General features: G+C 35.1%; 15 protein-coding genes and 1 pseudogene. 7 read left to right on the forward strand and 9 right to left on the reverse strand.

All coding sequences use genetic code 11. From position 1 onward, the window contains the following. Positions 1 to 47: 47 nt before the first annotated feature. From PGH12_RS01210 to PGH12_RS01220, 3 genes are all read right to left on the reverse strand, one after another. The gene (locus PGH12_RS01210; protein WP_267597789.1) at positions 48 to 614 is read right to left on the reverse strand and encodes an ATP-grasp domain-containing protein; all 567 of its coding nucleotides are present in this window, start codon (positions 612 to 614) and stop codon (positions 48 to 50) included. Between the two features lie 36 nt (positions 615 to 650). Next, positions 651 to 1,238: a hypothetical protein gene (locus PGH12_RS01215; protein ID WP_267597788.1), complete on the reverse strand. Its 588-nt coding sequence runs from the start codon at positions 1,236 to 1,238 to the stop codon at positions 651 to 653. A gap of 186 nt (positions 1,239 to 1,424) precedes the next feature. Further along, positions 1,425 to 2,858, reverse strand: a complete 1,434-nt coding sequence (locus PGH12_RS01220) for a hypothetical protein (RefSeq protein WP_267597787.1) — start codon at positions 2,856 to 2,858, stop codon at positions 1,425 to 1,427. Between the two features lie 846 nt (positions 2,859 to 3,704). Between PGH12_RS01220 and PGH12_RS19080 the strand changes: the two are divergent. Continuing rightward, a pseudogene (locus PGH12_RS19080) lies at positions 3,705 to 3,906 on the forward strand (JAB domain-containing protein). 776 nt (positions 3,907 to 4,682) lie between these two features. After that, positions 4,683 to 5,069 (forward strand): exodeoxyribonuclease VII large subunit, encoded by a 387-nt coding sequence (locus PGH12_RS01230; RefSeq protein WP_267597785.1) that lies wholly within the window; start codon positions 4,683 to 4,685, stop codon positions 5,067 to 5,069. A gap of 480 nt (positions 5,070 to 5,549) precedes the next feature. On the opposite strand, the gene pdxR is transcribed toward PGH12_RS01230, so the two are convergent. Then, a complete protein-coding gene (gene pdxR, locus PGH12_RS01235; protein ID WP_267597784.1) occupies positions 5,550 to 6,965 on the reverse strand; it encodes a MocR-like pyridoxine biosynthesis transcription factor PdxR in 1,416 nt (471 codons plus the stop codon). Between the two features lie 218 nt (positions 6,966 to 7,183). Between pdxR and PGH12_RS01240 the strand changes: the two genes are divergently transcribed. The 3 genes from PGH12_RS01240 to PGH12_RS01250 all read left to right on the forward strand — a co-directional run bounded on the left by PGH12_RS01240 (position 7,184) and on the right by PGH12_RS01250 (position 9,050). Beyond that, complete coding sequence (locus tag PGH12_RS01240; protein ID WP_267597783.1) at positions 7,184 to 7,684, forward strand: cupin domain-containing protein; 501 nt, start codon at positions 7,184 to 7,186, stop codon at positions 7,682 to 7,684. A gap of 51 nt (positions 7,685 to 7,735) precedes the next feature. Next, positions 7,736 to 8,632, forward strand: a complete 897-nt coding sequence (locus PGH12_RS01245) for a dihydrodipicolinate synthase family protein (protein WP_267597782.1) — start codon at positions 7,736 to 7,738, stop codon at positions 8,630 to 8,632. A gap of 79 nt (positions 8,633 to 8,711) precedes the next feature. After that, on the forward strand, positions 8,712 to 9,050 hold the full coding sequence (locus PGH12_RS01250; protein WP_267597781.1) for a 2Fe-2S iron-sulfur cluster-binding protein: 339 nt from the start codon (positions 8,712 to 8,714) through the stop codon (positions 9,048 to 9,050). Positions 9,051 to 9,155: 105 nt separating this feature from the next. Here the strand turns inward: PGH12_RS01250 and PGH12_RS01255 are convergent, their stop codons facing one another. The 5 genes from PGH12_RS01255 to PGH12_RS01275 all read right to left on the reverse strand — a co-directional run bounded on the left by PGH12_RS01255 (position 9,156) and on the right by PGH12_RS01275 (position 12,323). Continuing rightward, positions 9,156 to 10,649 (reverse strand): catalase, encoded by a 1,494-nt coding sequence (locus tag PGH12_RS01255; protein ID WP_267597780.1) that lies wholly within the window; start codon positions 10,647 to 10,649, stop codon positions 9,156 to 9,158. Between the two features lie 8 nt (positions 10,650 to 10,657). Further along, entirely contained in the window at positions 10,658 to 10,930 is a 273-nt protein-coding gene (locus PGH12_RS01260) for a hexameric tyrosine-coordinated heme protein (protein WP_267597779.1), read from the reverse strand. Between the two features lie 24 nt (positions 10,931 to 10,954). Continuing rightward, positions 10,955 to 11,218: a DUF2024 family protein gene (locus PGH12_RS01265; RefSeq protein WP_267597778.1), complete on the reverse strand. Its 264-nt coding sequence runs from the start codon at positions 11,216 to 11,218 to the stop codon at positions 10,955 to 10,957. Between the two features lie 77 nt (positions 11,219 to 11,295). Then, positions 11,296 to 12,027, reverse strand: a complete 732-nt coding sequence (locus PGH12_RS01270) for a hypothetical protein (RefSeq protein ID WP_267597777.1) — start codon at positions 12,025 to 12,027, stop codon at positions 11,296 to 11,298. A 62-nt stretch (positions 12,028 to 12,089) separates the two neighbouring features. Further along, the gene (locus PGH12_RS01275) at positions 12,090 to 12,323 is read right to left on the reverse strand and encodes a thioredoxin domain-containing protein (RefSeq protein ID WP_267597776.1); all 234 of its coding nucleotides are present in this window, start codon (positions 12,321 to 12,323) and stop codon (positions 12,090 to 12,092) included. Positions 12,324 to 13,259: 936 nt separating this feature from the next. On the opposite strand from PGH12_RS01275, the gene PGH12_RS01280 reads away from it, so the two are divergent. After that, positions 13,260 to 13,703 carry a JAB domain-containing protein gene (locus PGH12_RS01280; RefSeq protein ID WP_267597775.1) on the forward strand — a complete coding sequence of 148 codons (444 nt, stop codon included), beginning with the start codon at positions 13,260 to 13,262 and terminating at the stop codon, positions 13,701 to 13,703. Between the two features lie 61 nt (positions 13,704 to 13,764). Further along, positions 13,765 to 15,045, forward strand: a complete 1,281-nt coding sequence (locus tag PGH12_RS01285) for a DUF3945 domain-containing protein (protein WP_267597774.1) — start codon at positions 13,765 to 13,767, stop codon at positions 15,043 to 15,045. Positions 15,046 to 15,253: the final 208 nt, after the last annotated feature.

A 15,253-nucleotide genomic window follows, 5' to 3' on the forward strand; every position in this document is an offset into this window, starting at 1 on the left:
TTATTTTAATGCAAGAGGAATTTGTTTCCTCTTGCATTATTTATATATTATGATGGATAATTAGGAATGTTTGCGTTTGGAAAAGCAACATTTATAACGTTAATAAACCAATTTACTGTTTTTGGGTGTCCCTCTATCCAAGCAATCACAGCATTAAATAAACATCCTACTTGATACCACTTACAGCCCCCCGCTTTAGCAGTTAAAGTCTGTTGAGTATTTTGATCATATCCGAAAACCTTATATGTTAAATCAGCTCTAGGATCATCATATTTAATTCTTTCACTAAGTGCAAAAACAGCTGCTATTTCTTGCCCATAAGTATCATCTTTTTTTGCTTTTCCTGACAAATAATCATATGCTTTGTCAATCATAACTTTCCCCTCTTTACTAGTATTACTGCTCACTTTTACAGCTTTTTCAAAGTCTCCGAGAGACATTCCCTCTTTGTAATTTGGCGAAATTGACTCTACAAAATTATCAGTGGCTTCACTAAGTAGTCTTTTGGTTTGAGCAACATCTTCTTGTGTTGCACCTTCTGGCAATTCTTGTCCGAAAGAAAAGCTTCCAATCAGTATCATTAGTACGCCAAATAGTTTAAATAAATTTTTCATGGTTAGTTTTTGTCTTCTCTGAAATTAGTTATTGTTTTATTGTAAGCTTTTTGGGAGTGAGAAGCTCTTGTTTTTCTCCCATTTTCCGCAAATGATTTCGATTTGTAAGAAACCTTCGGATTTATTTTTTTTAAGGATAATTCTTCTCAAATCTAATGCAACATATAAATTTTTTAGTTCTTCGTAATTTTGCCAAGCTTTTTCTTCTCTATTAAATTGATACAATGCAGGTAATTCACTTGCTTTTAAAAGGGTAATATTCGGTTTAATTTTATATCCTGTTAAGTCAACGAGTTGTTTTTTGCGATCAGAATCATTCCATTTAGTGTTAGATTTACTGTTTTTATGTAATTTTTTAAATTGCGTTCTATCATAAGATTGTATGGTATCATACACAGCGATAACAAGTTTTCTATTGAAAACTTCTTTTAATTGTTTTTTATATTCTATTTTAGCAACAGTGCTATTAAATGGCGGCGGAGGGGGAACGATAGTACAACTGTCAATAATTTCTTGAACGATTTGTGAATAAATTTCATTATAAGTAGCGTTTCTTTTTTTATGGCAACATATCACTAAAGATAAAATTATGAGAATATTTGCTATTCGTAGTTGTTTCTTCATAACATTCTTGATAACTTTCCAATTTACGCATTGCGTCAATCTGATCTCTCTAACTTTCTTAAAGCTATTATATTACTAAATATAACAACGTTTTTTGAGACTTAGCTTTATTTATTATTACACATTGAAGTTGAATTGGGGAAATTTAAACATATCTGATACCCTTGTTAGCAGAAGTTGTTTTTCTTACTCTTTAATATTATTTTTACGAACATATTCCTTATAAGATTTTTGCCAAATTGGGTATTTTGAAAACTCATTTTTTCGCTGAACTAATATTTTAGCACCTTGATCAAATAAATTTTTATCACCTAAAATTTTAATTCCGTCCATTATTGAAATTAGTCCATAAGCACTTTCGTTAGTTTTTACTTTTTCTAATAATATTTCTTTATTTTTCAAAATAATAATATTTTCGTTAAGAGATTCAATGAAATTATCTGTGTCCAAATCATCTACATTTTTCAAACTACTTCTAATTGCATTTTCATAACTTTCTTCAGATAATTTTTTTACTCTTTTCAATAATTTAATCAAACGTAAATCATCATTGTAAGTTAAATCATTTGTAACATTGTCAAATAAATCTGACATATCATACATATTATTTGCAATAATTTCAGGTTCTCCATTTTTTTCAAAACCTTTCATAAGAAAATTTATTGTTTCTTCTTTAGAATGATTTTTTTCATAATTGTCAAGAATATCAAAAGAAATTATTTTATCCGAAACCCACAAATTTTCAAGCATTGGATAATATAATTCACATTTGTTTTTATAAACTTGCTGATATATTACTGATAAGCAAATGTTCCCACATTGATCATTAATAAGTTCTGCCTTTTTTCGGTCAATAGCCTTTTGCATAATTTTTTTTGCTTCATCATTGCAAAAACTTGAAAGAGCAAACATAAAAGGAAATTTAGAAGAATATTGAACATTTTCATCTAAAAATGGTAGAAATGAATTGTCAGGAAATTCTTCGATAGCTAAAAATGATTTTTCTCCAAAACTTTTTATTAACTCAATGTCATTAGGATTTTTATATTTAGCCAATGCAATTAATAATTCTTCGGAGTTGCTTTTTAAAACTTGTTTACGAAGTTTTAGATAAGCGTCATTATCTGTTGGAATTTGATATTTGAGTTCTTCTAAAAGCCTTGTATTTATTTGTTTGGAGTTAAAAACTGATTCAATCATTTCTTTTTTTAAAATTTCCTTTTTCTCTATTGAAAAATGACTTTCAGTAACTATAGTTTCAAAAAAATAACTTGATAATAGTTGTTCACTCGATAAACACTCTGTTGTATATCGAAGTTCTTCAGTTGAATTAATAGCATTTTTAAAAATTTCGATTAATCTTTCATCATTTTTTTGAGCAAGTATTTTGAATGAAGTTGCTTTTACATAAGGATTTTTTCCGTGTTCAGAAAGATAGAAAAGTTCATCATTAGAACTTATTTCTAATAATTTTTTTTCAATTTTTTTTGGTTCATCATTGAGAGCGTAGAAATATATATACTTTTCTAAAGGTTTGATAATTCTTTCCGTTTTACTCGAAATTTGAGCATTTGTAATTAATGAAAATAGAAAAATTAAAGTGAATTGGATTTTTTTCATTTGTTTGTTGCGTATTTTTGAATACACTTTCTGCTAACTTCCAAATTTACGCATTGCGTCAATTCAAACTATATGATATTCGCAAGGCCATTTGTGCTACTAATATAAAATATTATTTTGATTAATTGATTATTAGTTTCATAGAGTTTTATTTCGGTCAAATCTATCTTTGGATTGGCGAACTTTTACTTTTTAATACCGTTTAATATAAAAGTTTATATCAACTGACAAACCACACTTAGTTATCATATTAAAACCTTCGGACTTTTATTACACATTCTCTTCTTTACCTGACTCATCAGTAACAAATTTATGGTAGCAGTTGCCTTTATGGTCATCCGATTTTCTATAGCAAATATATTCCGTGGTCACTGCGGAAAAAAATCTTTTTGGGTATCCGTAATCGGAGATTACAAACCCTCCGCAAAAAGATTTCAAGCATTATCAATGTTCTTTCTTATTGCTTTCAAGGTATTGATTGGAGTTTTCTTTGTGCCTGCCTGAATGGTAATCTGCATAGAAAAGTCAGAACCTCACAAGATGCAAATGCAGTTCATTGAAATTTTGATCCTTATTATTCTCTTGGTATAAATCATCTCATCAGATGTTGGTAAAAATCAATTGATCAGATTCTTTTATAAATCGATTAATCAGATTCTTATATAAACCACTTCGTCAGATGTTAGTATAAATCAATTTATCAGATAATATGACCAAGTAAAAGATAAAAAAGTCAAAGTTTCCTACAAGCTGCAAATGATAGAATCTACAGGTTTTTGTAATGTAAGTGCAGGAAAAACAGGTCTCCGCTGTATTTCTTCAACGTTGGTAGATGTTCGGATTGTGATGCACGCGGCACTTCTTTGTAATGCTTCGGGGATTATTGTTGCTCATAATCATCCCGGGAAATCTGAATCCTTCTACTTGTGATATTAAAATGACGACACAGATAAAAGAGGCTGCAAAAATTCTGAGTATGAATTTGTTGGATCATGTGATTTTGACATCGGATTCGCAATTTTCATTTGCTGATGATGGGATGATATGATGCGATACTGTAGTAGAATTTGACTCAAAATTTTTATGCAGTTAAAGAATTCTAAAAATATGCCTATAAATCAATGACAGGTAGTAAACTTGGTTAAAAGATTTTTATTTATGAAAAAATGCAAACTAACGAATGTCTATTGATTAAGAAAAAATAAAATAAAGAATTAGTAAATAAAATTATGAATATTAAAATTGTTTTTATCTTGACTCGATTGTATGAAATTATCGATTACTTTTGGATTGTCGCCATTCATAGATCTATTCTTTAAAAACTTACGCAAAGTAATATTTTACAATGAATAAATTCATTTTGTCTTGTGATTGTTATATAATGTTTACAATTTTTTTCATCTTAATTTTTCTTTATATTGTCAATGTCCAGTTTTTTTGCTTAGTTACAAACAAGTAAACTAATTGTAAATGTTATATATGCTAATCCATTATTTTATATTTATAAATCTATTCAGGAAAAACAGGAGATCAACTTCAACTGATTAAAAATCTACATAAAAAATCCCCGACAACTACCGAGGATAAAAACTAATAACCATGAAAACTCAATTAAACATGAGAATATCTTACAAATTTAAAGTATTCATTCAACAAACTTAGTATGCAAATCTTGCTTTATAATTTATTTAACACAATTGAGACAATAGGTTTTCAATTCATTGCGATATAGTAACTTTGAATCATGCATTATCGGAGGAAGAACTGCAGCGATATGAGCTGATACAGAAAAAACTTTAGATTGCTTCAAAAGACCTTTAGACTATGATCAGGGACAAGATGCTGAATGATGAAAAGATCAGTATCACGAACATCTACGAAAGCAATGCCATTTTCCAAAAGGATTGCTTTGAAGTTTCATGGCAGTATTTTGAGATCGATGACGACAGCTGTAATATTGCGTCTTCAACAGCCATCATCGCCAAGCTGAATGAAATTTCAGCTTTAGAGTATAACATTGTAACCTTGGTCAGGGGAGGTGGTGGCCGCCAAAGTATGGTAAAGTTCAATGACTTGGGTTTATCAGAATTATTTATTTCGATAAAAGCGGTTACCGTGACTGCCATAGGTCATACGGACGACGAGACCTTTTTGAATAAGTTGGCTGTCAAACGTTTTCATTTACCGCACGATTATGGATGTTTAGCTTGATATGTGATTTTAGGTATTCCAAAAATTATTTCTACCATATATCAACATACACTTTTCCACTATATTATTTCCACACTGAGTTCCTACAAGTCCGGTATGTTGTACTCTCAGCTGCCTCAGCCCTGTTTTTCTGTCATCAATGTATCTACAGTTTTCCAAATGGTTATACAAAAAATCAGTAATGTTAAAGCTGGTATAAAAATAACTAAAATTAGACTGACAAGCTAGTCCTGAAACTGGTATTGGAGTTACACTTTTTAAATCATGTTCTTTGCTGTTGGTTAGACTTTTTTGTTAGATATCTTTGTACTACTTTCGTTAAAGCTGGTATAAAAATAACTAAAATTAGACTGACAAGCTAGTCCTGAAACTGGTATTGGAGTTACACTTTTTAAATCATGTTCTTTGCTGTTGGTTAGACTTTTTTGTTAGATATCTTTGTACTACTTTCGACTGCTAATGCTTGGTTATTATGTTATTTTACAAGACTTTAGATAGAGCTTCAACTGCAATTTCAAGATCTTCTTGAGACAAAGAGCCAAAACCAATTCTTAACCCATTAACTTTATTTACATTACTGTAATTGTCAGGAGTAATGATTTTAATTCCATTTTTTTTCAATATCTTATCAATGGAAGACCAGTTAATTTCTTTCTTCGGTTCAATCCAAAATGCCAGACCGCCATCTGGAGTTGAGTAATTAATTTGATCATCTAAATATCTCTTTAACAGTTCGTCAAAGAAATTTCTTTTTACTTTATAGTGGGTTGTAGCTTTCCGGATATGTCTTTTTATCGTTCCATCGTTGATTAATTGCAGCACTGCTTTCTCCATAATCCCATCACCTTGCACATCGATGATTGTACGGAGCTCTCCTATTTTTTTTATGACTTCTGGATTACTGCTGGCAAGATATCCAATTCTCAAAGCCGGTGCCACAACTTTACTCATCGTGCCGATATAGATATAGTTTTTAAGTTCAGTGTTGCTGGAAAGTGGTAGAATAGGACGATACCCGTAATGAAATTCGTTGTCATAATCATCTTCAATAATGGTGAATCCATGCTCATTGGACAATCGAACCAGTTCATGTCTTCTTTGAAGGCTCATTGTGACAGTTGTAGGATACTGATGATGAGGTGTCGTGTAAATTGCCTTTATTCTTTTGTTCTTAGCTATATGATGGATAATATCTTCGGTTACCAATCCCTCTTTATCAATACGCACAGGAAGTAATTTTGCGCCGGCTTTTTCAAAAGCTTTCCATGCAGGTTGATAGCCGGGATCTTCAACCAATACAATATCGTCTTTTTCAAATAAACTTTGAGCAGTAAGATACATCGCCATCTGGCTTCCCCTTGTAATACAAATTGAGTTTTTGTTAATGGTCATCCCTCTCTGATGATTAAGCATATCTACGATTGCCTGTATAAAATCAGGATCCCCGAATGGGTTACTGTATCCCATCATTTTCCAGCGGGCACTCCTGCTGAATGTTTGTCTATAAGCTTTTGCCAATTCGTCAACCGGAGCAATCTTACTGTCCGGATAACCATCGTCGAAGGTGATTCGGTAGATTGTTTTCTGTTCTTCTTTGGATCCTTCACCAACAATAGTTTTGTTTTCCAATTCTGATGGGATAATGTCCGCTACAAAAGTGCCTTTCCTCTGTTTGCTGATGAGCCATTCTTCGCTCAGCAGGACATTAAGTGCCTGTATGATTGTATTTCTGTTGACACCTAAAGTTTCCGCTAAACTTCTGCTTCCGGGCAATGCATTGCCTCTAGCCAATCTGCCTGACTTTATATCTGCGATGATAGCATCAGCAATCTGAATATATATTGCTTTGTTACTCTGATGATTCAAACGTATTTCGATTTTCCATGGTCTTAACATGTGGACTATCTTTTATGTATTAATGGTCGTTGTTCTTATCCTCCAAATATACAATATATCAGAATCGGTCAATGCAACTTGTGATTGATAAAACAAATAACAGTGGTATCATACGAAATTTCTGGACCATGTGTTAATAAAAAATCTGTACCATTCATGTCATCCAAAATCATTTTACATTTGTTCAGAAATAAGGCAAATAATTAAATATTACAATTATGTCAAAATTAGAAAAACAAGAAAAGGTACAACAAGAGACTACCACGGAAAAAAAACAGTTCAGTTCTAAAGATTTTCATCAGACTTTCGCAAGACCGTCGTATGTTAAACCTTCACATCTGCTGCATAAAAATGTTGAAAATGCAGGAGTTCACAATCAATTTTCTACAGAAAGAAAACACCCTGTATTTTTTGTGGATCTACCGAGTAAAAATGTGAGCATGACCATCGGCGGATTGCTACCGGGACAAAAAACACATGTACATCGCCATACTTACGAAACAGTATTATACGTACTTGAAGGTAAAGGCTGGACCATGGTAGAAGATGAGAAGATAGAGTGGGAGGCGGGTGACGCTATTTATATACCTTCATGGGCATGGCATCAGCACCAGAATACAAGTAACAGCGAACCAGCAAAGTATATCGCGTGTGAAAATGCTCCTCAGTTGCAAAATTTAGGTGTTGCCCTGCGTGAGGAAGAAGGCAGAGATTTTTAGTGATATAACAATAGGTTTTATGATGTTTTAAAGATTTAGAAATAAAATTATATGAATAATATTCCATTTAAAGGTATAATAGCCTATCCGATCACCCCATTTGACAACAGTGAGAACGTTGACATTCCATTATTTAGGAAACAAGTGGAACGTTTGGTATCTTCAGGTTCACATGGTATAGCACCACTGGGAAGTACGGGTGTTCTTCCTTACCTTAACGATGAAGAGAAGGAAGCGGTTACCGAAGCAGCGGTACAGCAAGTTAACAGACGAATTCCTGTTCTGGTGGGTGTCTCTAACCTCACGACGGAAAAAACTATTTATCACGCACAATTTGCCGAAAAAACGGGTGCTGATGCGGTGATGATCATTCCTATGAGTTACTGGAAATTGACTGATGATGAAATTGTGACGCACTACGACAAAGTTTCATCTAAAATCTCAATTCCAATCATGGCGTATAATAATCCTTCAACCAGTGGTGTTGATATGTCACCTCCTCTGCTGAAGCGCTTGTTGGAAATTCCCAATGTCACGATGATTAAGGAAAGTAGCGGAGACATTCAAAGGATGCATTATTTACGTAAAGAATTGGGAGAGGAGGTTGCTTTTTACAACGGATCCAATCCATTGGCTTTAGCTGCATTCGCCGCAGGCGCTGCAGGCTGGTGTACTGCCGCCCCTAATCTTATACCACAACAAAACTTAGCACTATATGATGCGATACAGAATAATGATTTGATGTTGGCAAAGGAGATTTTTTACGGGCAGGTGGATCTGTTAAAGTTCATTGTTGCTAAAGGTCTGCCTAGAGCTATAAAGGCAGGATTGAATATTTTAGGCGAAGAAGGTGGTTATTTAAAAAGTCCTTTACAGCCAATGACAGAATCTGAGATCTTAGAGCTAAAGATTTTGCTGGAAAAAATTCCCACTACAGTTTCCGTGTAAAAACTCTGTAAAATGACAGCCTGATCAATGGATCAGGCTGTCACTTTTTATTATTTAATCTAATTTAAATGTGCTAAAAATGGAAATTGAGAAGGAACCGACGGACGGCAGCGATTTGACAATAAAAGACCAGATGAATAAAACAACTGTACAAGTTACAATCAATGGTACCACGTCTACGATTACATGGGAACAGAATATCTATCTCCTGGATGCCTTACTGGATGCCGGAATCACCGCGCCTTATTCATGTGGTCGAGGCAACTGCGGAACATGTGTTTGTAAAGTTGAGGATGGAGAGATTAGATTAAGACGCAATTTTATATTGACTGAAACCCATCTTGAAGAAGGATTGATTTTGACTTGTGTTGCAACTCCTGTATCTAAAAGGCTTACTATAAATTATGATCAATTTTAATGGCCACACCAAAATAAGTATTAAATTTTTTTAAAGATATTTTAATAAATTAAAAAACCTATATATATTTATACAGGTTTTGTTAAATGGAAAATAAGCCATTCCTTAACTCATATCTAACATTGGTCTCATTTCGTATCCTTCGTAATCTCTAACAATATCCATAGAGAGACCCAGTGCTTTGGCAATACCTCTTCCGTAATCGGGGTCGGCGTGATAACAATTTCTGATATGTCTGATCTGAATAAATTGCTGAGCAGCGCCTACAGCCGCCGCGGTATTACTGAATAATAGATCCTTCTGTTCTTCATCCATTATTCTGAAAAGATTCCCGGGCTGACTGAAATAATCTTCATCTTGCCTGTGATCCCAATGAGCAGCATCTCCAGTGATTTTTAATGAAGGTTCGTCATAAGATTTTTGTTCTAGCCACTGATCGAAACTGTTGGGCTGGTAAGAAGTTGTCCCTCCGTAATTTCCGTCAGTTCTCATAGCTCCGTCTCGGTGAAATGAATGATATGGGCATTTAGGAGCATTTACGGGAATTTGATGGTGATTCACGCCTAGTCGGTACCTTTGTGCATCTCCGTAAGAGAATAATCTGCCTTGCAACATTTTGTCTGGAGAAAAACCTATCCCGGGAACGATGTTACCAGGATTGAAAGCGACCTGTTCAACCTCAGCAAAATAATTTTCCGGATTTCTGTTGAGAATCAGTTCTCCGACTGGTATAAGAGGATAATCAGCATGTGACCATACTTTTGTGAGATCAAATGGATTGATGGTGTAATCATATGCTTCCTCTTCAGGCATCACTTGTACGTACATGTTCCATTTCGGAAAATTTTCTGTATTGATACTTTCGAAAAGATCTTTTTGATGACTTTCTCGGTCTGAGCCAATAATACTGTTGGCCTCTTCATTGGTCAGGTTCTGAATTCCCTGCTGGGTTTTAAAATGAAATTTTACCCAATACCGCTTTTGATCGTTGCTGATCAAGCTGAAAGTATGACTTCCAAATCCGTCCATGTGACGATAGGTTTTAGGAATTCCGCGATCGCTCATTACAATAGTAACCTGGTGCAGTGCTTCAGGCAGCAATGTCCAGAAATCCCAATTATTATCAGCACTCCGCATATTGGTTCTTGGATCTCTTTTCACTGCATGGTTCAGATCCGGAAATTTCAGAGGATCCCTTAGAAAAAACACCGGTGTATTGTTACCCACCATATCCCAAATGCCTTCATCAGTATAGAATTTTATTGCAAACCCTCTGATATCTCTTTCTGCATCGGCAGCACCTCTTTCACCTGCTACGGTAGAAAAACGTACAAATACCGAAGTTTCTTTACCAATCTCTGAAAAGATATTGGCTTTTGTATATTGAGAAATGTCATGCGTCACTTTGAAGATCCCAAAAGCTCCGGAACCTTTCGCATGCATTCTGCGTTCCGGGATTACTTCGCGATCAAAATGAGCCATTTTTTCTAAAAACCAGACATCTTGCAGTAGCACCGGACCATTTTTACCTGCAGTCATGATATTCTGATTATCCACGACCGGCGATCCGGTTCGTGTCGTTAATTTTTTATCAGACATATTTTTAATTATTTATTACTATTTGGTGGAATACTTTCATCATTGTCTTTCCAGTAATTATTTGCAGCGGCTATCGTTGCAAATTCCATTGCTACAGTCTGACCGATCTGTATCAGCATCAGGGAACTATCAGCATATTCGTTGCGCATCTTCTTCCTTTTGTTTTCATCCGGCTGCGTTAACCTAATGACCAGCCTTGCCATCTTTACTGCAAGATGACGTCCCTCTTCAGGAGTTTTAGTAAAAAGGGTATTGTCGGGTACCAATTGAATCTCTTCCATTTGAATTTATTTTTAAGCAGTTGATTAATCACAGTTTTGTATTTCAATAATGTGATAGCCCTGCAACTCAACATCAGCTTTCATTGTGGATGTTGCTTCCTCGACATGGCACAGGTTACATTCTTTGGAGCTTAATGGTTGCCCTGATTGATTCTGTTTTTCAAGGTATTCTCTTCCATAAGAATATATTTTCTCGGTATCTGTGATCTCGGTTGGTACAAGGATGTCAAAATGCATGATGGTACCATCATTTTTAGTCACATAAGTATCCCAAACAGCTATTTTCATTGTTCTTTTTTTATATAATTAAAAATGATTGTCAAAATACTTGTGCTTATAAGATGACAATCATCGTTGGCTATTTTTTATTTAACTTTATAGGGCAGAGTCAGTTTTTTAGACAATACACTGTACACATTGTAAACCCCCAACATGGGCTTGTCCATAGACATTCCGCCATCAGGAGCAGATACTTCCATGTAGCAGCTTACGGCATCATAATTAAAAGAAACTTTATTGTTGACACGGTAGGTTGGAACCGAAACACGGATTGCATTGTTTTGTGTCACCACAGGGAAACCCGGTGAATCCATATACATCGGCATATCGGGTGCCGTGGCCGGTTTCCTGATCTTGTCTGCTTTCTTATATTCTTTTACGGAAAGTCCACCTTTAACTCTTTTATCTTCAACCAGGACAACCCAGTGAGGATGCCAGATAATTCCATCATTATCAAACTTTCCATCTGCATTTTCATCCCAGATCGGACTGTCGTCGAAATCCGGATGTGACGTCAGTGCAAGGGCCACAATTCCTTCAGTTGCGCTAAAACCTATGTCCTCAGGCTTAAGTGTTGTTGGAAATACATATCCTAACACAGGAGCCATGTCTAATTTTCCTACCGGAGTTGGTACGGTCTTTCCTGCCTGACCTTCAACGATAATTTCAAATTCTAAGGTTCCGTATTTTTTATTGTGAATGACCTGGGCAGATTTTATTTTGAAATCCTTAGAGTCAGCAAATTTTTTACAATGATCACAAGCATATGCTTGTCCAAATGTTAATAGAGTGGTTATTATAATTAAAGCGATTTTCATTTTATGATTATTTTTACGTTAATGAATAACCAGCACATTTTAATGTGCTGGTAAATTATTTTTTAAGATTTTACTTCTTCCAACGAAGCTCCGAAGTTGATATGCAGAACATTCCCGTTTGGAGTGACCAATGCCGGAACTGATTTTACACCTGCTTTCTCAGCCTCAGCGATACTCTCGCTGTTTTCACCAAGGTGAATAATGTCTACGTTGTCAGCACCTACCAGAGTAACGATGTCATGTTCTGCACTTACACATACCGGACAGCCGGCGTGATAAAAAATTGATTTTTTCATTTTGATTTCTTTAAATTTTGACTTTATTGTCATGACAAAGGTGAAGAGAAATCTTAAAATTTTACTGATCCAGATTTGTGATTTGTAGCGGGTAATTGGATGGCATATGTAGTTATTTTAGAGACCAAGCTTTTGAGCAGCGTGCAGTCTATCGTTATAAAATTATTAGAGCTGTTGAGAAACTGATAAGGGGACTATGTATATAGTTAGTTGGTATTTTAAAGGATAATGACGATGTATCATTAGCTATTTTACACAAGATCTTTGAATCTGTGAGAACTACATTCTAATCAAAAACTTTATCAATATCCTATTTTCATTTGTGTTACATTAAACTCATAACTTTAAAAAGAGTTATCATATTAAAATTCTGGATATTATCACACATTCGTTTCTTTACCTGACTCATTTGTGGTGAATTTTAATGATGCCGGTTGCCTTTGAGGTCGCCCGATTTTCTATAGCAAATATATTCCGTTGTCACTGCTGAAAAAAATATTTTAGGGTATCCGGGATCGGAGATCCCAGAACCTCCGCAAAAATATTTCAAGCTTTCATCACTGTTCTTTCTTATTGTTTTCAAGGAAATTGATTGCAGTTTTCCTTGTGCCTGCCTGAATGGTAATCCGCATAGAAAAAGTCAGAAACCTCACAAGATGCAATTGCAGTTCATTGAAATTTTGATCCTTATTATTCTCTTGGTATAAATCATCTCATTAGATGTTATTATACATCAATTGATCACATTCTATCAAATCGATTTATAAAATTCTTTTATAAACTACTTCGTCAGATGCTATTATAAATCAATTTATCAAATGATACCACCAAGTAAAAGATAGAAAAAGTCAAAGTTTCCTTCAAGCTGCAATCTACAGGTTTTTTTAATGTAAGTGCGGGAAAAACAGGTCTCCGCCGTACTCGGAGCAGGAAATTATGAAATTCAATATTGTCAACGAAATTAAATTGAGCTACTCAAGAAAGGGGAATTGTGAAAGGTCTATATCGTCATCACGGGATGCGGTGGATGTTTTCAGGACGCATTTTGATGCGGAGGAAATGGATTACAGGGAGTCTTTCTTTGCGCTGTACCTGAATCAGGCGAACAAGGTGTTGGGAATTAAGAAAATATCCGAATGCGGAATCTCTTCGACATTGGTGGATGTGAGAATTATTATGCAGGCGGCACTTCTTTGCAATGCTTCGGGGATCATTGTTTCCCATAATCATCCTTCGGGAAATTTAAAACCTTCTGGTTGTGATATTAAAATGACGGCACAGATTAAAGAGGCTGCGAAAATTCTGAGTATGACGTTGCTGGATCATGTAATCCTGACATCGGATTCTCATTATTCATTTGCGGATGATGGGATGATCTGAGAAATAAAATAATAAGCAATCAAAAAAATAATAGTATCAGATAATATATTAAATCATAATCATGAACAAAATAGGAAATTATACGGCAGTTTCAGAGATCAGTACTTTATTGGTAATTCGTCACAGTAACAATTCTGTGGGAATTGTACAGGGAATCGAAAACAACGGAAATCTCATAGAAGTTCAGCCTGACAGGAACAAAGTTGATACGTTAATGCGGATAGATTCGTCGGAAGGTTCTTTTACGGACTTCTATTCAGATTTTTACCATCAGCTCAAAGATCCTTCTGAATATTCATTTTTTAAAGTGCGGGAATTCGAGGCACACGATACAGCTTTAGATTTACAAGAATACATTGATTGTTTATCGGAGGTTGAGAGACAAGATCTGAAAGCGGTTGAGGTTTCTATTGAAGCGGTCAATGCGATCAGAAATAAGAGAACCATTGAAAAGGAGACTTCTGTTTTGAAGAAGGGTTTTAGTAACGGGTCAGTTACTAGTAATAGTAGTTCTCAATACCGCTATCAGATCGAGGATGTTCCGTGGGATAAGATGGCTGCATTGGGTCTTGACAGGGAAACGTTCGAAGAAATCGGTGCGTTGGATTCTCTGTTGAAAGGCTATAAAACACAAATGTTGATTCCGATACTTTTTAATAATGGGGAAGCGGTTAGTCAGATTGATGCACGTTTGCAGTTGCGGATTGATGATGATGGAGAATTGGTTGTTAAGGTGCATCAGGTTTGTAAGAAAGTGGATTTCAGAAAGAAGTTTAAGGGTCATAAGTTTACAAAAGAGGATAGGGTCAATCTGTTGACTTCGGGGAATATGGGCAGAGTGGTGGATCTTGTTGATACGGCTACGGGCGAGATAATTCCTTCACTGATTAGTTTGGACAGGCTGACCAATGAGCTGATCTCTTTAAGGATAGAATTTGTACGGATTCCAGATGTGATTTGTGGGGTGAGATTGGATTCGGAACAGAAACAAACGCTTCGTGATGGTAAACCTTTGTTTGTAGAAAATATGTTGTCGAAGAAAGGAAGGCTGTTTTCTGCTGCGGTGCAGTTTAATACGGATAGGCAATGGGTGGAGTTTATGTTTGAGAATAAGTTTAGAAGTTCTGGTTTTAGCGGAGTGAATCATTCTGAAAGAGTAGTTCCTTCAGCTTTTAGGGGGATTAAACTTCGAAGATGGCAGATTGAGAAGTTGAAATCAGGGGAGACTGCTTATATCAAGGGGTTGGAGAGCAGAAAAGGGAAGGAGTATCAGGGATATATTCGTATGGATAAGGTGATAGGTAGAATTGTGTTTTCTTTTAAGAATCCGAAGAAGAAATAGGTGAGTCGTGAAATTGTTTTGAGGAACTGAAAAGAGGCAATAAGTAAATTAGAAATTATTTTTATAACCTGCAAGGTCGATTGACTTTGCAGGTTGCTTTGTTTGGGTTTTAAAAAGTAGATGGCTGATGAAAATCTGGCGGCAAAAATGCAATTCCTCCCTGTGGTCGGAAACGCATTTTTGCGGAAAATGGAGCAACCCATTTCAA

The organism is Chryseobacterium sp. CY350 (assembly GCF_027945075.1).
Lineage (GTDB): Bacteria > Bacteroidota > Bacteroidia > Flavobacteriales > Weeksellaceae > Chryseobacterium.